We start from the raw sequence: 17656 nt of genomic DNA on the forward strand, positions 1-17656 counted from the left end.
GCGTCTGCACCGGCCCGGCGCAACGGGTAGCATCGCTCTCCACCGCTTCCATCCGACCAATGCCACGATGCCGCTCCGCCCGACCATCGCCACCCTCGCCATGCTCACCCTCGCCTCGCCGATGAGCCACGCCCAGACCGCCCATGCCCCAAAACAACTGACCGAAGCCGACTACGCCCGCGCCGAGGCGATGCTGGCGCACAAGCTCGACCCGCTGGTGGATGGCGCGGCCAAATCGCTGAGCTGGCAACCGGGCAACCGCGTGCTGTGGGTGGAAACGCGCGCGGGCCAATCGCGCCTGAGGGGCTTCGATGCGGCCAATGGCCGGGCGCTTCCCGCCATCGATCACGCATCGCTGGCCGAGGCGCTGGCCAAAGCCAGCGGCCAGCCGGTCGCCGCCGGCGAATTCGCCGGCAAGCTGCGCGAACTCCGCTTGGACGGAGACGACCTGCATTTTTCCTACGCCGGCGACGACTACGCCTGCAAACGCGACGGCGCCTGCCTCAAGCAAGAAAAACCGGCGCGAACGGACGGCGACGGCACGCCGGTGAAATCGCCCGACGGCAAGCGCGAAGTATTCATCCGTGGTTGGAACCTATGGCTGCGCGACATCGCCAGCGGCGCCGAAACGCCGCTGACCCGCGACGGTGCGAAGGACTACGGCTACGCCACCGACAACGCCGGCTGGGTACACAGCGACAGGGCGATCGTGGCGTGGTCGCCAGGCTCGGACAAGATCGCCACCTTCCGCCACGACGGCCGCCGGGTGAACACCATGACCATGGTCGGCACGAATGTCGGCGCGCCGGAGGCACGGCAATGGAAATACCCGTTCGCCGGCGACGAGCACGTCTTCATGATCGAACGAGTGGTGATCGACCTGGCCGGGCGGACGCCGCGCGTCGTCCGCCTGCGGATGCCGGCGGATTTCCACCGCTCCACCAGTTGCGACCACGTCAGCTGCAACGGCGGCTGGGAAGACGTGCAATGGGCGAAGGACGGCCGGTCGCTGGCCTTCGTCAGCACCGATCGCGGTCATAAGTCGGCGCAACTACGGGTGGCCGATGCGGCCACCGGCCAGGTACGCGACGTGTATCTGGAAACGGTCGAAACCCAGTTCGAGAGCGGCATCGGTGGCGTGGTGAACTGGCGCTGGTTGCCGGAATCCAACGAATTCCTGTGGTGGACGCAGAAATCGAACTGGGGCCACCTCTACCTGCACGACCTCGCCACCGGCCGCGAAAAACACGCCATCACCCGTGGCGACTGGAACGTCAGCGAACTGCTCCGGCTGGATGAGGCGAGCCGCACGGTGTGGTTCCACGGCGTCGGCCGCGAACCGGGCCGCGATCCCTATTTCAAACATTTCTACAAGGCCAGCCTGGATGGCGGCGACGTGCGGCTGCTGACGCCCGAGGACGCCGACCACCGCGTGCAGATATCGGACGGCGGCGAATATTTCATCGACACTCATTCCACCAGCGATTCGCCTCCCATCAGCGTGCTGAGGCGGATGAGCGACGGCGCGGAAACCGGGACGCTCGCGCGCGCCGACATCGCCCGGCTCAAGGCCGCCGGCTGGCGCGCGCCGGAAAAATTCACCGTCAAGGGCCGCGACGGCCGGACCGACGTGTACGGGATGATGTGGAAGCCCTCCCACTTCGACGCCAAGCGGAAGTACCCGATCGTCAACTACATCTACCCCGGCCCGCAGACCGGCTCGATCCGCACCCGCGGCTTCGCCACCGCGCAGATCGACCACCAGGCGCTGGCGGAATTGGGTTTCATCGTCGTCGCGATGGACGGCATGGGTACGCCCTGGCGCAGCAAGGCGTTCCAGGACGCCTACTACGGCCACATGATCGACAACACCCTGCCCGACCAAGTCGCGGGCATGAAACAACTGGCCGCACGGCACTCGTGGATCGACCTGGAACGCGCCGGCATCTGGGGCCATTCCGGCGGCGGCAACGCCACCGCCACCGCGATGTTCCAATACCCGGACTTCTTCAAAGTGGGCATCAGCGAGGCCGGCAACCACGACAACCTGAGCTACGAGGACGACTGGGCCGAGCGTTACCACGGCCTGATGGCGAAGAAGCCCGACGGCACCAGCAACTACACCGGCCAGGACAACGCCGCGCACGCCGCCAATCTCAAAGGCAAGCTATTCCTGATCCACGGCATGCTGGACGACAACGTGCCGGTGCAAAACACCCTGCTGGTGGTCGATGCGCTGACGAAAGCCAACAAGGATTTCGACCTGCTGCTGCTACCCCAGGCGCGCCACGGCTTCGGCCAGGATGGCTGGTACGTAATGCGCCGCCGCTGGGATTATTTCGTCCGGCACCTGCTGGGCGCGGAACCCCCGAAGCCATACGAAATCAAGCCACCGGCACCGTGAATCTCCCCCCGCCGCGCGCCACGCCGGGAAACCCCGGCATGGCCAACTCCCTCATGCCGCCACTTCCGCCCGCCCCGGCTTGAATTCCCGCGCGATCTTCCCACCCTGCATCACCAGCACCCGGTCGGCGCTGGCAATGGTTTCGGGCCGGTGCGCCACGATCACCTTGGTGACGTCCAAGCGCCTCACCGCTTCGTTCACCAGGTGTTCGTTGCTCACGTCCAGATGGCTGGTGGCGAGTGCGGCCGTGGCGGCGAAACCGGTCATCACCCACAAGGGGTTGCGCCAACGAGATGGCGCCCAGCCCGCTGCCGCGCTGGACGTCGTGGGCTTCTTGTCGAAAGAGAGGCTGTGCCATCCATGAACGAGTTGCGAAATAAAAATCCCCGTCCTGAGGGGCGAGGATTTTTATTTACGTATAAATCCGGCCTTGCTCCGGGTCGCCGAGGCCAATCGGGGCAGTCGCAGCACCGCCGCTGGCGGGTCGATGCCGAAAGCCCGTGAGGGGCCCCGCCCGCTTTGCCATTTCATCCCGCCCCGTTACCCTGCGCGCTGCCCATACTCACGCAATCCCCATGTCCAACGCTCCCCAAACACCCGCCCATCTTGGCCCGTTGCCGCGCCTGATCTTTGCCTCGCGCTGGTTGCAGTTGCCGCTCTATCTCGGCCTGATCGCCACGCAGGTGGTCTACGTGTTCCTGTTCATGAAGGAGCTGTGGCACCTGGTGATGCACGCCACCGAAATGACCGAGCAGCTCATCATGCTGGCCGTGCTGGGCCTGATCGACGTGGTGATGATCTCCAACCTGCTGGTGATGGTGATCGTCGGCGGCTACGAGACCTTCGTCTCGCGCCTGCGCCTGGAAGGCCACCCCGACCAGCCCGAGTGGCTCAGCCACGTCAACGCCAGCGTGCTGAAGGTGAAACTGGCGATGGCGATCATCGGCATCTCCTCGATTCATCTGCTCAAGACGTTCATCGCCATCGGCAATCTGGGCGCGGCAGATTCGAACTACACCGTGCAAGGGGTCGTCTGGCAGACCATCATCCATTGCGTGTTCATCCTCTCGGCCATCGGCATCGCCTGGACCGACCGGCTGATGAACGCAGCGGCCAGCAAGCGCGCACATTGAGCGACTCCGGCGACCGCGCACCCGCCAGACGGGGTGCGCGGTCGAGCCTGGCCACGAATCCGCCCCCGCCGCCCGAGGGCCTGCACGCGCGATGCGAACTGACGGCGATCGCTCAAGCCGTGCGCGGACGATCATTGCCCGACAAGTCAGGAGAATCCGGCGTAACGGAATCGGCCCCCGTAGCCGAACACGCATCCCGCCATTCCCCGGGCAGCCGAACGCCTTCGAAACGCACCTCGCCCATCTCCGCGCCACGCGGCGGGTCCGCCCACACGCGCCCGCCAGTTCAACCGATGCCAGCGCCCAGGCGAAGCGGCTGCCGCGAAACCACGCCGATGACGCCAGCGATCACATCCGCCACAGCCTGCCGGCCGGCGCCAGACAAGGCGGGCCATGGCAACTATGCGGCCTTGGCGAAAACGAACCGCCACCACGCCACCAGACACAGTATGCCGGCAACGCGCCGGGCACCACGCGCATCCAACCAGCACCGCCCACGTAGAATGCGGCGATGGATGTTTCCCACCTGCTCGACGGTCTCAATCCCGCCCAACGCGAAGCGGTAAGCGCGCCCCCCGCCCACACTTTGGTGCTGGCCGGGGCCGGCTCCGGCAAGACCCGCGTCCTCACCCACCGCATCGCCTGGCTCAACGAAGTCCACAACGTGCCGGCGCACGGCATCTTCGCCGTGACCTTCACCAACAAAGCCGCCGGCGAGATGCGCCATCGCGCCGAAACGCTGCTGCGCCATGGCGCGCGCGGGATGTGGATCGGCACCTTCCACGGCCTCGCCCACCGCCTGCTGCGCCTGCACTGGCGGGACGCGAAGTTGCCCGAAGGCTTCCAGATCCTCGACAGCGACGACCAGCTCCGGCTGGTCAAACGCGTGGTGCAGCAGTTGGAATTCGACGAAGCACGCTTCCCGCCCCGACAAATCGTGTGGTGGATCAACGCGCAGAAGGACGAGGGCCGCCGCCCGCAACACATCCAGCCCGCCGGCGACGAATGGAGCCAGGTGATGCTGAAGACCTACGCGCTCTACCAGGAGCGTTGCGACAACGCCGGGCTGGTCGATTTCGCCGAAATCCTGCTGCGCGCGCTGGAACTCCTGCGTGACACACCGGCCCTGCTGGCCCATTACCGCCAACGCTTCGGCGAACTTCTGATCGACGAATTCCAGGACACCAACGCCATCCAGTACGGCTTCGTGCGCCTGCTCGCCGGTGAGAGCGGCCATGTTTTCGCGGTTGGCGACGACGACCAGGCGATCTACGGCTGGCGCGGCGCCAAGGTGGAGAACGTGCAGCATTTCCTGCGCGATTTTCCCGAAGTGAAAACCATCCGGCTGGAACAGAACTACCGCTCCACCGCCAACATCCTCAACGCCGCCAACGCGGTGATCGCGCACAACCCGGAGCGGCTCGGCAAGCAGTTGTGGACCGACGCCGGCGACGGCGAAACGATCGATCTCTACGCCGCCTACAACGAGATCGACGAAGCGCGCTACGTCATCGAGCGCATCCGCCAATGGGTGAACGAAGGCGGCAGTTGGAGCGAGGCGGCGATCCTCTACCGCAGCAACGCGCAATCGCGGATGTTCGAGGAAACCCTGCTGGCCGGGCAAATCCCATACCGCGTCTACGGCGGCATGCGCTTCTTCGAGCGCATGGAAATCAAGGACACGCTGGCCTATCTGCGCCTGGTCGCCTCGCGCGCGGACGACGCCGCCTTCGAGCGCGCGGTCAACACGCCCACCCGCGGTATCGGCGAGCGCACGCTGGACGAAGTACGACGCATCGCGCGCGGCGCCGGCGTGGCGCTATGGGAAGCGAGCAAGCTCGCCATGACCGGCGACACGCTGAACGCGCGGGCGAAGAACGCACTGGCCGGCTTCGCGCAGCTCATCGACCAACTGGCGGACGAAACCACGGAACTGCCGCTACAGGACAAGATCGACCATGTACTGGCGCGCTCCGGCCTGCGCGCGCATTACGAGAAGGCATCGAAGAACAGCCTCGATTCGCGCGTCGACAACCTGGACGAACTGGTGAGCGTGGCCTCGCGCTTCGTGCGCGGCGACGACGAGGACTCCGCGCAGCTCTCGGAGCTGGTCGCCTTCCTCGCCTATGCCGCCCTGGAAGCCGGCGAAGGCCAGGCCGATGCCGGCGACGACGGCGTGCAACTGATGACCCTGCACAGCGCCAAGGGGCTGGAGTTTCCGCTGGTGTTCCTGGTCGGCCTGGAAGAAGGATTGTTTCCCAACGCGCGCAGCGTGGAGGAAAGCGGCCGGCTGGAGGAGGAACGCCGGCTGGCTTATGTCGGCATCACCCGCGCACGACAGAAGCTGGTGCTCTCGCATGCCGAAACACGTCGCCTGCATGGGCAGGACATGATCGGCCTGCCCTCGCGCTTCCTGCGCGAAATCCCACCGACGCTGATCCACGAAATCCGGCCGAAGGTGCAAGTGGCCCGCCCCTATCAATCGCCCGCGCGGCGCAACTACGGACATGCGCCAATCGAGTCGCCAGGCATCGCGCTGGGCGCCAACGTGCGCCATGCCAGCTTCGGGCTTGGCACCGTCACCGATATCGAAGGCAACGGCGCGCACGCGCGCGTGCAGGTGAACTTCGACCAGGCCGGCAGCAAATGGCTGGTACTGGCCTACGCCCACTTGCAGCCGGCGTAGGCCGGCAGGCCCCGCCAGGTCGCGGCGCCGGTTCCCACCCCGGTGCCGCTCACAGTGGCGGTGCGGCGGCATGCCCCTGACACGCACCGAATCCTGGGCTGACGACGCCGGGCCTGCCCCGGTTGGAACCAATCACCGCAACCATCACGAATTCCCGCCGTGCGCCGGAAGCATCCGCATCACGTCCACGAACAGGTAATACATGCGGCGGCGCCACAGGCGCGGATCGTGGCCGATCGGTTCTATATTCAACGGATAGCCAACGATGCGCTTGAGAAACTGCGCAAGCGCATCCGCAAGGATTTACCGACCCGACAGCGACTTAAACCGAAAGACGGGAAGCGCCCTTGCTCGGGCGACACCCGACTTGAGTGATCAACACATGGACGGCGCGTTGGAGCGATTCGCCAATTCCCGCAACCAAGGGAAACGCATCCACTCAAGGAGAGCGTTCTGTCAGTCCGCGGTCGGAAATCACATCCGCCACGGCTGCCGCCCGCGCGAAGTGGCAAGCCAATATCCCACCAAACCAGCGGCGACACCCCAAGACCTGACCACCGCGGTGCGCAACTGGCATGACGTAATCTTCGCCCACTTCGAGCAGCCCATCACCCATGCCTATACTGAATCCATCCACCAGGGCCAGGGACATGAACCGCATGAGCCGGGGTTACAGCTTCGAGGTGCTTCGGGCGCATGCTCCACGACAAAAAAGCGCGCAAGGACGGAACGCTCATCGAAACCGTACTGATCGATGACGACGGCCCGATGACCACGGATTTCATATTCCAGCGGATGACCACGTCAGCGATGCGCAAGAAGAAGGTCATGCGCACAGTCGAATACGACTCCCATCTCCCGACGTTGCCACGACGGCTCGAAGCCGGGCACTTCGAATAGCCCATTCGCACAAGTCCCAAACGTCCGCACGAAGGAACCCCACATGCCATCACGCCCTTCACCACCCGTGCCGCAAAAACTCCGCGAGATGCTCAAGGACTATCCGGGGCACATCGAACGCCTACAGGACGTGCTGGATTCGATGCTTGCCAAGCCTTCACACGGTGTCGATCCCTTCAATCGTGCGATCTGGAAGCTTGAAGGTCGATTGGAAACCTTCATCTCAGAAGCCCGTGCGGAACTGAAAGCCGCCGAGGCCAGCGGTGACCCGGTGGCGATCGAGCGGGCGAAGGCAAAAGAACTACTGATGGGGCGCGCCAGTTCCAAGGGGCGCTGGATCGGTGATGATGACCTGTGGCGCTATTTCCAGCCTAACCAGGGAGCATTCGAATGAGCGACTCCGACACTCGCTTGGATCAAGCCACGCATGCTCGGATATTTTCCGAGAAGGTGATCCCTAAAAGCACGTTTCCTGATGCCACTCCACAAATCCAGCCCAAGGCCATCATCCTGGCCGGGCAACCGGACGCAAGCAAGGATAGATTGGCTAGAGTAGAGTACAGCCGCTATCCCCCGACGTTGGCACGACGGCTCGAAGCCGGGCGCTTCGAATAGCCCATTTACACAAGCCCCAAACGCCCGCACGAAGGAACCCCACATGCCATCACGCCCTCCACCCCCCGTGCCGCAAAAACTCCGCGAGATGCTCAAGGACTATCCGGGGCACATCGAACGCCTACAGGAAGTCCTCAACTCAGTGATTGAGAAGCCTTCCAAAGTGACCCCACCTTTTGAAGTGGCAATCTGGCTGCTTGAGGGTCGATTGGAAACCTTCATCTCAGAAGCCCGTGCGGAACTGAAAGCCGCCGAGGCCAGCGGTGATCCGGTGGCGATCGAGCGGGCGAAGGCAAAAGAACTGCTGATGGGACGCGCCCGTTCCGGTAATGGAGGCATGCGGCTCGGCTTGATGGACGACCTATGGAATTACTTTGAGACAAACAAAGGAGCTTTCGAATGAGCGCCCCTACCGATCGTCTCGATCAGAAAACGCACGCGCGGGTCTTGTCAGAAAAGGTCATCCCGGAAAGCGGTTTGAGCGAAGTCAGTTCGCAAGCAAAGCCCAAGGCCGTCATCTTGGCGGGGCAGCCGGGCGCAGGCAAGGGCGGTCTGGCACGAACTGCGGAAATTGAACTTTTCAACGATGTGGTAAAGATCGATCCTGACGAACTCCGCGACCACCACCCCGACGTCAAGCAATTTCGCAAAGCCCGTCCCTACACCTGGTCAAGCCAGACACAGCACGATGCCGGCCAGTGGGCGGAGGAACTGCTGGATGCGACCGTCGCGGGCAAGAAACACCTGATCTTCGATACCACGCTCAGCAATGGGGAGTGGTCCTCCCAACTGATCAAGGACCTGCAAGCCAAGGGCTACGAGGTCGAGGTGCGCGCGGTCGCCGCGCATCGGTTGGAAAGTGAGCACGGAGTCGACGAACGCTTTGCAAAGAAACTCGATGCTGAAGGCTACGGCCGCCACGTCCCCAAAGGCGCGCGCGACGCCATCTACGACAAGTTGCCTGCCAGCCTGGATATGGTCCATGATCGCACCGACGTGCCGATCCGCCTCTTCAACCGCGAAGGCGTGGCGTTGTACGACAGCCGAACCAGCACGCAGTCGCCAGGCGCCGCGCTGGAAGCAGCCCGCGAAGCGCGGTTGCGTGACCCCGCCATCACCCATGGCCTGCGCGACGGTTGGCGCGAACAGCAGGCCTGGCATCGCGACCTGCCCCAGACGCTGCCAAACAATCAGCGGATCGATTCGCCGACCCGCGCAAACCTGCTTGCCGAACGCAGCGCCAACCAGGTGGCGGAACGCGTCGATCGCGCGGCCCTGGAAGCGGTCGAGGTCGATCACCGCACCCGCATCCGGCCGACCCGCATCCGTGCGGGCAGCGCACTGGGCATCGCCGGCCTGGCGCTGGATGCTTACGACGCCGCCAACAGCCTGCGCACCAGCCAGCGGCTGCGCGGCGAGGGCAATGCCACCGCGGCCGATTCCGAACTGATCCATTTCGGCTCGCGCACGGTCGGCGGTTTTGCCGGCGCGGGCCTGGGCATGGCGGCGGGCGCCGCCGCCGGTGTCGAGACCGGTCCCGGCTTGTTGGTCACAGGCGCCATCGGCGGTATCGCCGGGGCATTCGCCGGTGACAAGATCGCCGCCTGGACCGACGACCGCCGCATCTACCGCCAGCACGACCGACAGGGCAACACCTGGACCTACGATCCGGACCAGCCCACCCTCGGCTGGCAGCGCGAGGCCCCGATCGACGCCAGCAACGATCACATCGACAACCCGACCCGCGGCAGGCTGCGCGCCTCACCCGCGCTGGCCAATGAACTGAACCACCAGGCGACCCGCACGTCGGTGGAACGGGTGCTCGGCAGCCCCCCCTCGCAGCGCGACCCCTTTACCCAGCCCGCCCTCGCCAACGACGCGCCCAGCATCACCCCCGCGAACTGGGTCCGCGATGCCGACGGCGACACCTGGCGGCGCGAGGTCGTGGTCGCATACCTGGAACACGGTCTGCGCCAGACGCGCATCGACGCGGCCGGCCCGGAACGTGCGGCGGAACTGGATCGCGCAGCGGCGCAGACCGTGCTGCACAACGCCGCGAACAGCCCGGCGGCCATTGCGGCGCGCTACGAGGATGCCTACGCGCGCAACGGCTGGGCGGCCTACGGCGCCATGCCGGAAGCCGTGCAGCGCGCCCGCGTCGACCCGGACACCCTCGTCGCCTCCGACGACAACCGCTACCAGCGCCGCGCGAACGGCGAATGGGTCAGCGACGGCCTGTTCCACGACGCCACCGCGACCGGCAACCTGCGTGCGGAGTTGGATGCCACCCGCGAAGTCGTGCGCGCGACATTGCCACCGCCTCGAGCCGTACGGACACCGCCGCCGATGACGCCGGAGGCCCATGTGCGCGACACCGTTCTGGGCGCCTATGCGAATGCCGGGACGACACCGGACGCGGAACGCCTGGCGGCGAGTGTCGCCGCCGTGCGGGTGACGTGGGCGGCCCACGGACTCGATCCGAACACCACGGCCTTGCAGTTACAACGCGGCGCCAATGGCCGCTACGACCAGGACAGCCCCATCGGGAGCTTGCGCCTGGACGCCGACGGCAAGACGTATGTCATCGCGGCGGTCACCACCGCGGAAGAGATCCGGCGTGCGCAGATGCCGCCACCCCACATCGAAATCGGTCCGCCACCGGCCACGCCGCCCCATTCCGACGACACCCCCACGCCGGCCGGAACGCCCGAGCACCCCCCACATGCCCCTCCAACCGCCGCGAAGACACCACAAGATCCCTCGGATGCGCTAATCGAGCGGTACTTCGCCGCCATGCAAGCCGGCGACCGCGAGGGCATGCGTGCCGCGTCGATCGCCTTCGTCGACTCCGAACGCGGCCAGCACATCATTGCGCAATCGCGGGAGCGGATCGCGCAACAGCAGCGACAGTTGCCAGGTCGCGACAACCCGCTCTTTGTCCAGGCACTGCAACACCTGGAGCGGCTCGGGCCGGAGGCGGCCCGATACACCGATCAAGCCGACATGGAGCGTATTGCCGGCGCCATCGCGCTTGAAGCCAAACGGAACCGCCTACCCGCCATCGACACGATCATCCCGACGCGCGACGGCGAGCTGATGGCCACCTGGACGAACCCTCGCAACGACATGCTCAGGCATGACGCCACCGTCGATCCGATCCTTGCGTCGATACAACCGCTGGAGCGGAACTTTCAGCAGTTGGAGGTCGAAACGCAACGACAGGAACAGCAGGAACTACAGCAGGAGCAGCAGCGGCAGATGAGCGCGCAGCACGGAATGTCACGCTGACGGAATTCTGGAGTGGGATAGTGAATGACGACGACACACGCAGTGAATTTGACCGGATATTGGCGGCATCCGGCGGCCTGGAGACATTGATCGCCGAACTGCGCCAGCAAACGCGGGAAACGCAAGCGGCGATCCGGGCGACACGGGAACGGGAGGAAGTCCGGTTCAAACAGGCGATGACGGCGCTGTTCCAGGAGCAGCAGCGACGTACCGAAATGGCGCTGCGGCCGAAGATCGCGCGGGCGTGGCAGGCGCTCGTCGTGCTGGCCGGCGTTGGCGTACTGGTGTTCGGCGGCTTCCTGCTGTTACTCGGCCGCGCCAACGACCGGCTGCGGGTGGCCGAGGCCCGTGCCGATGCGGCCGAAGTGCGGGCGGAAGTGCGGGAAGCATCACGACACGTCGAGATCACCTCCTGCGGCGGCCGGCCGTGTATTCGCATCGACAGAAACGCACCGACGTGGAAGCGCGGAAGCGGCGAATACATCCTGGTCGATGGGAAGCCGGGCAAGGAGACCGGCAAGCGGCGATGAAGCGCACCCTCTGCGTGTCCGCACACTTCCAACCTCACGTTGGCATGACGGACAAGGGCAGCGCCAGCAGACGTGGCCCCACCCGCAGGCTTGCCTCGGGAGACATGAGTTGGAAGCGAGTCCCGCGCTAGAACCGGATACCCCAATAAATCCAACGCGGATTCCGTCCCGCGCACCGCTTCGCCTGTCCCCCAAACGCCATCTTCGCGCAGGGCGGTGCCGATGTCTCTTGCCGGCGCCGCTTCGCCCGTACTCCCCAGCACCGGCTCACTCGGATTGGCGCTGGATAGCCAAAAAGAAACCCGCCATTTCCGGCGGGTTTCTTTCGCATCCTGCAACGAAGGCTTACTTGATCTTGCCTTCCTTGTAGATCACGTGCTTGCGGGCGACGGGGTCGTACTTCTTCATCTCCATCTTGCCCGGGGTGTTCTTCTTGTTCTTGTCTGTGGTGTAGAAGTGACCCGTTCCTTCCGAGGAAATCAGGCGAATCTTGTCGCGCTTGGAGGGCATGTCGTCGGCTCCTTAGATCTTTTCGCCACGGGCACGCAGGTCGGCGAGGACGGCGTCGATGCCGTTCTTGTCGATGGTGCGCAGGGCCTTGGTGGAAACACGCAGCTTGACCCAACGGTTCTCGGAAGCCACCCAGAAGCGGCGTTCGTGGAGATTGGGCATGAAGCGGCGGCGGGTCTTGTTCATCGCGTGCGAGACGTTGTTGCCGGTCGTCGTACGCTTGCCGGTGACTTGGCATTGGCGGGGCATGTGAGCACCTCTCGTGTCCGTGGTGCCTCCCGTAGCCCGGAAGGCGGCGGCCCCGGCGGCCTTGCGGCTGCCGCGCGATGCGGGCGGAACCTGCGGCCGGAATCGCGCTTCGGGCACAGTCCGCCAGGTGACGGACGCAGGGAGCCGGGCATGGTGCGGGAAAATGTCGGCGAATGCAAGCCCGCCGAAAGCGCAAACGCCATCACGCCGCGCCGTCCCAGCGCCCTAGCGCCTCGACTGAGCGGGAGAAGAAACCGAACCCCGGCGTGCCGGCGCGGCGAGGAAAAGCGCGCCGGGAATCGAAACGCGGGGGGCGGGCCAAGCGCTTGGCGAACGCGGCCGGCGAATCGCCCCCTCGCATACCTCAGAGGATGTAGCGCGACAGATCCGGGTCCTTCACCAGCTCGCTCAGATGCGCATCGACGTAGGCCGCATCGATCAGCACTTCGCCGCCCTTGTCCGGCGCGTCGAAGCTCAGGCCGTCCAGCAGGCGCTCCAGCACGGTGTGCAGGCGGCGCGCGCCGATATTCTCCTGACGCTCGTTGACGGTGGCGGCGATTTCGGCGAGACGCTCGACGGCTTCGTCGGCGAAGTGCAGTTTCACGCCCTCGGTGCCCAGCAGCTCGACGTATTGCCTGGTCAACGCCGCTTTCGGTTCGGTGAGGATGCGGATGAAATCGGCCTTGGTCAGCGCGTTCAGCTCGACGCGGATCGGGAAGCGCCCCTGCATCTCCGGGATGAGATCGGAGGGCTTGGCCAGGTGGAACGCGCCGGAGGCGATGAACAGGATGTGGTCGGTCTTCACCGGCCCGTACTTGGTGCTGACGGTCGAGCCTTCCACCAGCGGCAGCAGATCGCGCTGAACGCCCTCGCGGCTGACGTCGGCGCCGTGGCCTTCGCTGCGCTTGGCGACCTTGTCGATCTCGTCGATGAAGACGATGCCGTGCTGCTCGCAAGCCTCGATGGCGGCTTCGCGCACCTCGTCCTCGTTGACCAGCTTGCCGGCCTCTTCCTCGATCAGCAAAGCGCGCGCGGCCTTGACGGCCAGTTTCTTGGCATGCGTCTTGCCGCCGGCCAGTTGCGAGAACATCGAGCGCAATTGCTGGCCCATCTCCTCCATGCCGGGCGGCGCCATGATGTCGACGTTGGAAAGAGAAACCGCGGTTTCGATCTCGATTTCGCGGTGATCCAGCTCGCCGGCGCGCAACTGCTGGCGGAACTTGCGGCGGGTATCGTTCTCCACCTTGGAGGGCTCGTCCTTGGTCGCTTCGTCGATGTTGAAGCCGAAGCTGGTGGTCTGCCGCTGCGGCAGCAGGGCGTCGAGGATGCGGTCCTCGGCATTTTCCTCGGCCTGGGTGCGGACGCGCTGCTTGGCCTGTTCGCGGTAGAGCTTGACCGCGGTATCGGCCAGGTCGCGGATGATCTGTTCGACATCCTTGCCGACGTAGCCGACCTCGGTGAAGCGGGTCGCTTCCACTTTCACGAACGGCGCGTTGGCGAGCGTCGCCAGCCGGCGCGCGATCTCGGTCTTACCGACGCCGGTGGGGCCGATCATCAGGATGTTCTTCGGCATCACCTCGCGGCGCATGTCGTCGGCCAGCTGCATGCGCCGCCAGCGGTTGCGCAGCGCGATGGCGACCGCGCGCTTGGCGTCGTTCTGGCCGACGATGTGGCGGTCCAGCTCGGCGACGATCTCGCGCGGGGTCATGGAGGCGGAAGTGTTGTCGATTTTTTGCATGGCGTCTCAATACAACGTCGTGGCCGGCGGGCGGCGCGGGTATCCGATCCACGAAGCGGGCATGGGGCGCGACCGGACCGGATACCCGCGCCGCCCGACATCGAAGCGCTTAGAGTTCTTCGAGCACGATATTGCGATTGGTGTAGATGCAGACCTCGCCGGCGATGTTGAGCGACTCCACCGCGATGTCGCGGGCCGGCAGTTCGGTGTGCTTGAGCAGCCCGCGCGCGGCGGACAGGGCGTACATGCCGCCGGAGCCGATGGCGATCAATCCGTCTTCCGGCTCGATCACGTCGCCGGTGCCGCTGATGATGAGCGAGGTCTCGCGGTCGGCCACCGCCAGCAGCGCTTCGAGCTTGCCGAAGCGACGCTCGGTACGCCAATCCTTGGCCATCTCCACCGCCGCGCGCAGCAACTGCCCGTGTTTCTGCAACTTGGCCTCGAACAGCTCGAACAGGGTGAAGGCATCGGCGGCGGCGCCGGCGAATCCGGCCAGCACTTGGCCGTTCTCGCCTAGGCGGCGCACCTTGCGCGCATTGGCCTTCATCACCGTGTGACCAAGCGTGACCTGGCCATCGCCGGCGATCACCACCCGATCGCCCCGGCGCACCGAGACGATGGTGGTGGCGTGGAAGACATTGGGGTTCTGACTGGGATCCATGCGGCCTCCTGATGAAGTTCCAACATGGGGCCGCCCGCCGGCGCTTCAAGCAGCGTGTCCGGCCGCCCACGCCGGACGACGTCAGGTCAACCGGAGGTGTCCGCCGCCGGTACCGACAAGCGACCCGGCGGCGCGGCCATCACCGTCGCCGGCGGACGAACGCCGGCACGGTGATGGCGCATTCGGGCATCACGCAAGCAGCGGGTTGGGCTTGCCGCCATCGATACCCCAGGTCTTGTTGGCGCGGGCCACGTCCTTGGCCGTGAGCTTGCCTTCTTCGGCCAGCGCGGCGACGGCCGCCTGTGCGACGTGGAAGCGATCCACTTCGAAATGCCGGCGTAGATTGGCGCGGGTATCCGAACGACCGAAGCCATCGGTGCCGAGCACCACGTATTTCATCGGCACGAATTCGCGGATCTGGTTGGCGAAGCCGCGCACGTAGTCGGTGGCGACGATGGCCGGGCCGGCGCGACCTGCCAGCAGGCCGGTGACGTAGGGCACGCGCCTGTGCTTCGCTTCCGGGTTGAGGCGGTTGAAGCGCACCGCGTCCTCGCCTTCGCGCGCCAGCTCGGTGAAGCTGGGGCAGCTCCAGAGGTCGGCTTTGATGCCGAACTCCTGGTCGAGCAGCTCGGCCGCCGCGATCACCTCGCGCAGGATGGTGCCGCTGCCCATCAATTGCACGCGCAACTCGCCCTTGCGCACCTTGCCGGCGTCCTTCAGGAGATACATGCCCTTGACGATGCCCTCCGCGCTGCCTTCGGGCATCTCCGGGTGCGCGTAGTTTTCGTTCATCAGGGTGAGATACCAGTATTCGTCCCGCTGCTCGGCCAGCATGCGCTGCATGCCGTGCTGGAGCAGCGTAACCACTTCGTAATGGAAGGTCGGGTCGTAGCTGCGGCAGTTGGGGATGAGGCCGGACTGGATGTGGCTCTGGCCGTCCTCGTGTTGCAGACCCTCGCCGTTCAAGGTGGTGCGTCCGGCCGTGCCGCCCAGCAGGAAGCCGCGCGCGCGCATGTCGGCGGCCTGCCAAGCGGCGTCGCCGACACGCTGGAAACCGAACATCGAGTAGTAGATGTAGAACGGCAACATCTGCAAGTTGTTGGTGCTGTAGCTGGTGGCCGCGGCCATCCAGGAGGCGAACGCGCCGGCTTCGGTGATGCCCTCCTCCAGCACTTGGCCCGCGGCGTCCTCGCGGTAGAACATCAACTGGTCGGCATCGACCGGTTTGTATTTCTGCCCTTGCGGTGCGTAGATGCCGAGCTGGCGGAACAGCCCTTCCATGCCGAAAGTGCGCGCTTCGTCGGCCACGATCGGTACACAGCGCGGGCCGACCTGCTTGTCGCGCAGCACCACCGCCAGGGCCTGCACGAAGGCCATGGTGGTGCTGATCTCGCGCTCGCCGGTGTCCTTGGTCAGACGCTCGAAGGCGTCGAGCTTGGGCACGACGAGCGATTCATCCGCTTTCTGCCGGCGCCGCGGCAGGAAGCCGCCCAGCGCATGGCGACGTTCCAGCATGTATTGCACTTCGGGCGAATCCTTGCCGGGGTGCAGGAAGGGAATCCGGCCATCCTTGATGGCATCGTCGGGCAGGTCGATCTTGAAGCGGTCGCGGAAGGCGCACACCGCGTCGTTGTCGAGCTTCTTGGTCTGGTGCGTGGGATTGAGCGATTCGCCCGCGCCGCCCATGCCGTAGCCCTTCACCGTCTTGGCGAGGATGACCGTCGGCATTCCCTTCTGTTCCATCGCCGCGGCGTAGGCGGCGTAGACCTTGTGCGGATCGTGGCCGCCACGGTTGAGCCGCCAGATGTCGCTATCGCTGAGGCTGGCCACCATGTCGGCGGTTTCGGGATATTTGCCAAAGAAATGCTCGCGCGTGTAGGCGCCGCCGAAAGCCTTGCAGTTCTGGTATTCGCCATCCACCGTTTCCATCATCAGGCGCTTCAGCACGCCATTGCGATCCTTGGCGAGCAGTGGGTCCCAGTAGCTGCCCCAGACCAGCTTGAGGACGTTCCAACCCGCGCCGCGGAATTGGCCTTCCAGCTCCTGGATGATCTTGCCATTGCCGCGCACCGGGCCATCCAACCGTTGCAGATTGCAGTTGATGACGAAGACCAGATTGTCGAGGCCCTCGCGCCCGGCCACCGAGATCGCGCCGAGCGACTCCGGCTCGTCGGTCTCGCCATCGCCCAGGAAGCACCAGACCTTGCGGTCGGACTTCGGCATCAAACCGCGCGCCTCCAGGTATTTCCAGTTGCGCGCCTGGTAGATGGCGGCGATCGGGCCAAGCCCCATCGAGACCGTCGGCACCTGCCAGAAGTCCGGCATCAGCCACGGATGCGGATAGCTTGAGATGCCCTGGCCATCGACTTCCATACGGAAATGATCGAGCTGCGATTCGTTGAGCCGCCCTTCCAGGAAGGCGCGCGCGTAGATGCCGGGCGAGCTGTGGCCCTGCACGCAGATGAGATCGCCCGGATGATTTTCCGAAGGCGCGCGCCAGAAGTGATTGAAGCCGACGTCGTAGAGCGTGGCCGAGCTGGCGAAACTGGCGATGTGGCCGCCCAGGTCGCCCGGCTTGCGGTTGGCGCGCACCACCATCGCCATCGCGTTCCAGCGGATCATCGAACGGATGCGCCACTCCATCTGCTGGTCGCCCGGCATCTTCGGCTCCAGATGTGGCGGGATGGTGTTGATATATTCAGTGGTCGGGGCGAACGGCAGGTGGGCGCCGGCGCGACGGGTCAGCTCCACCATGTTCTGTAGCAACTGGTGCGCACGCTCGGAGCCTTGTATGTCGATCACCGCCTTAATCGACTCGATCCACTCGCGGGTTTCGGCCGGGTCCGGGTCGTTTTGCAGGAGTTCGTTGAGCCAGTGCATGGGTGCTCCGCCGTTTCGTCTCGTTGGGATGGGGAAGTCTAGCAAGCGCCCACGAACGCTCC

Annotated in this window: 13 protein-coding genes and 3 pseudogenes; 10 read left to right on the forward strand and 6 right to left on the reverse strand. The window is 65.3% G+C overall.

All coding sequences use genetic code 11. The annotated features are described in order from the left end of the window. Positions 1-67: 67 nt before the first annotated feature. Positions 68-2404 carry a S9 family peptidase gene (locus EBB59_RS06540; protein ID WP_122101348.1) on the forward strand — a complete coding sequence of 779 codons (2337 nt, stop codon included), beginning with the start codon at positions 68-70 and terminating at the stop codon, positions 2402-2404. Positions 2405-2455: 51 nt separating this feature from the next. Here EBB59_RS06540 and EBB59_RS06545 read toward each other — a convergent pair. After that, positions 2456-2641 (reverse strand): annotated as a pseudogene (locus EBB59_RS06545) (hypothetical protein); the annotation flags it as partial. A 338-nt stretch (positions 2642-2979) separates the two neighbouring features. On the opposite strand from EBB59_RS06545, the gene EBB59_RS06550 reads away from it, so the two are divergent. The 9 genes and pseudogenes from EBB59_RS06550 to EBB59_RS06590 all read left to right on the forward strand — a co-directional run bounded on the left by EBB59_RS06550 (position 2980) and on the right by EBB59_RS06590 (position 11556). Next, on the forward strand, positions 2980-3537 hold the full coding sequence (locus tag EBB59_RS06550; protein WP_122101349.1) for a TIGR00645 family protein: 558 nt from the start codon (positions 2980-2982) through the stop codon (positions 3535-3537). 511 nt (positions 3538-4048) lie between these two features. Then, positions 4049-6223, forward strand: coding sequence for a DNA helicase II (gene uvrD, locus EBB59_RS06555; protein WP_122101350.1), 2175 nt, complete (start codon positions 4049-4051; stop codon positions 6221-6223). A gap of 177 nt (positions 6224-6400) precedes the next feature. Beyond that, positions 6401-6560: pseudogene (locus EBB59_RS14380) on the forward strand (transposase); the annotation flags it as partial. A 60-nt stretch (positions 6561-6620) separates the two neighbouring features. After that, a pseudogene (locus EBB59_RS14550) lies at positions 6621-7123 on the forward strand (transposase); the annotation flags it as partial. Between the two features lie 43 nt (positions 7124-7166). Then, positions 7167-7517, forward strand: coding sequence for a hypothetical protein (locus EBB59_RS06570; RefSeq protein ID WP_245979110.1), 351 nt, complete (start codon positions 7167-7169; stop codon positions 7515-7517). Continuing rightward, a complete protein-coding gene (locus tag EBB59_RS06575) occupies positions 7514-7738 on the forward strand; it encodes a hypothetical protein (protein WP_122101352.1) in 225 nt (74 codons plus the stop codon). Before EBB59_RS06570 ends, EBB59_RS06575 begins: the two co-directional genes overlap by 4 nt. Positions 7739-7805: 67 nt before the next feature. Next, positions 7806-8141 (forward strand): hypothetical protein, encoded by a 336-nt coding sequence (locus EBB59_RS06580; RefSeq protein WP_245979112.1) that lies wholly within the window; start codon positions 7806-7808, stop codon positions 8139-8141. After that, a complete protein-coding gene (locus EBB59_RS06585) occupies positions 8138-11026 on the forward strand; it encodes a zeta toxin family protein (RefSeq protein WP_122101353.1) in 2889 nt (962 codons plus the stop codon). Before EBB59_RS06580 ends, EBB59_RS06585 begins: the two co-directional genes overlap by 4 nt. A gap of 20 nt (positions 11027-11046) precedes the next feature. Then, positions 11047-11556, forward strand: a complete 510-nt coding sequence (locus EBB59_RS06590; protein WP_245979115.1) for a hypothetical protein — start codon at positions 11047-11049, stop codon at positions 11554-11556. Positions 11557-11901: 345 nt separating this feature from the next. On the opposite strand, the gene rpmG is transcribed toward EBB59_RS06590, so the two are convergent. From rpmG to aceE, 5 genes are all read right to left on the reverse strand, one after another. After that, positions 11902-12066 carry a 50S ribosomal protein L33 gene (gene rpmG / locus EBB59_RS06595; RefSeq protein WP_122101355.1) on the reverse strand — a complete coding sequence of 55 codons (165 nt, stop codon included), beginning with the start codon at positions 12064-12066 and terminating at the stop codon, positions 11902-11904. Between the two features lie 12 nt (positions 12067-12078). Beyond that, positions 12079-12315, reverse strand: coding sequence for a 50S ribosomal protein L28 (gene rpmB / locus EBB59_RS06600; RefSeq protein WP_100309418.1), 237 nt, complete (start codon positions 12313-12315; stop codon positions 12079-12081). Between the two features lie 364 nt (positions 12316-12679). Further along, positions 12680-14053, reverse strand: coding sequence for an ATP-dependent protease ATPase subunit HslU (gene hslU / locus EBB59_RS06605; protein ID WP_122101356.1), 1374 nt, complete (start codon positions 14051-14053; stop codon positions 12680-12682). Between the two features lie 109 nt (positions 14054-14162). Continuing rightward, a complete protein-coding gene (hslV, locus tag EBB59_RS06610) occupies positions 14163-14714 on the reverse strand; it encodes an ATP-dependent protease subunit HslV (RefSeq protein ID WP_122101357.1) in 552 nt (183 codons plus the stop codon). A 189-nt stretch (positions 14715-14903) separates the two neighbouring features. Next, complete coding sequence (gene aceE / locus EBB59_RS06615; protein ID WP_122101358.1) at positions 14904-17594, reverse strand: pyruvate dehydrogenase (acetyl-transferring), homodimeric type; 2691 nt, start codon at positions 17592-17594, stop codon at positions 14904-14906. Between the last annotated feature and the right edge of the window lie 62 nt (positions 17595-17656).

It is taken from the genome of Solilutibacter pythonis (assembly GCF_003697345.1).
Taxonomy (GTDB): Bacteria; Pseudomonadota; Gammaproteobacteria; order Xanthomonadales; family Xanthomonadaceae; genus Solilutibacter; species Solilutibacter pythonis.

Coding starts and splice junctions, on each gene's coding strand:
- EBB59_RS06550 (WP_122101349.1), top strand. CDS start 2,980: ATGTCCAACGCTCCCCAAACACCCGCCCATCTTGGCCCGTTGCCGCGC.
- hslU (WP_122101356.1), bottom strand. CDS start 14,053: ATGCAAAAAATCGACAACACTTCCGCCTCCATGACCCCGCGCGAGATC.
- aceE (WP_122101358.1), bottom strand. CDS start 17,594: ATGCACTGGCTCAACGAACTCCTGCAAAACGACCCGGACCCGGCCGAA.
- hslV (WP_122101357.1), bottom strand. CDS start 14,714: ATGGATCCCAGTCAGAACCCCAATGTCTTCCACGCCACCACCATCGTC.
- EBB59_RS06540 (WP_122101348.1), top strand. CDS start 68: ATGCCGCTCCGCCCGACCATCGCCACCCTCGCCATGCTCACCCTCGCC.
- EBB59_RS06575 (WP_122101352.1), top strand. CDS start 7,514: ATGAGCGACTCCGACACTCGCTTGGATCAAGCCACGCATGCTCGGATA.
- rpmG (WP_122101355.1), bottom strand. CDS start 12,066: ATGCCCTCCAAGCGCGACAAGATTCGCCTGATTTCCTCGGAAGGAACG.
- uvrD (WP_122101350.1), top strand. CDS start 4,049: ATGGATGTTTCCCACCTGCTCGACGGTCTCAATCCCGCCCAACGCGAA.
- EBB59_RS06585 (WP_122101353.1), top strand. CDS start 8,138: ATGAGCGCCCCTACCGATCGTCTCGATCAGAAAACGCACGCGCGGGTC.
- EBB59_RS06570 (WP_245979110.1), top strand. CDS start 7,167: ATGCCATCACGCCCTTCACCACCCGTGCCGCAAAAACTCCGCGAGATG.
- rpmB (WP_100309418.1), bottom strand. CDS start 12,315: ATGCCCCGCCAATGCCAAGTCACCGGCAAGCGTACGACGACCGGCAAC.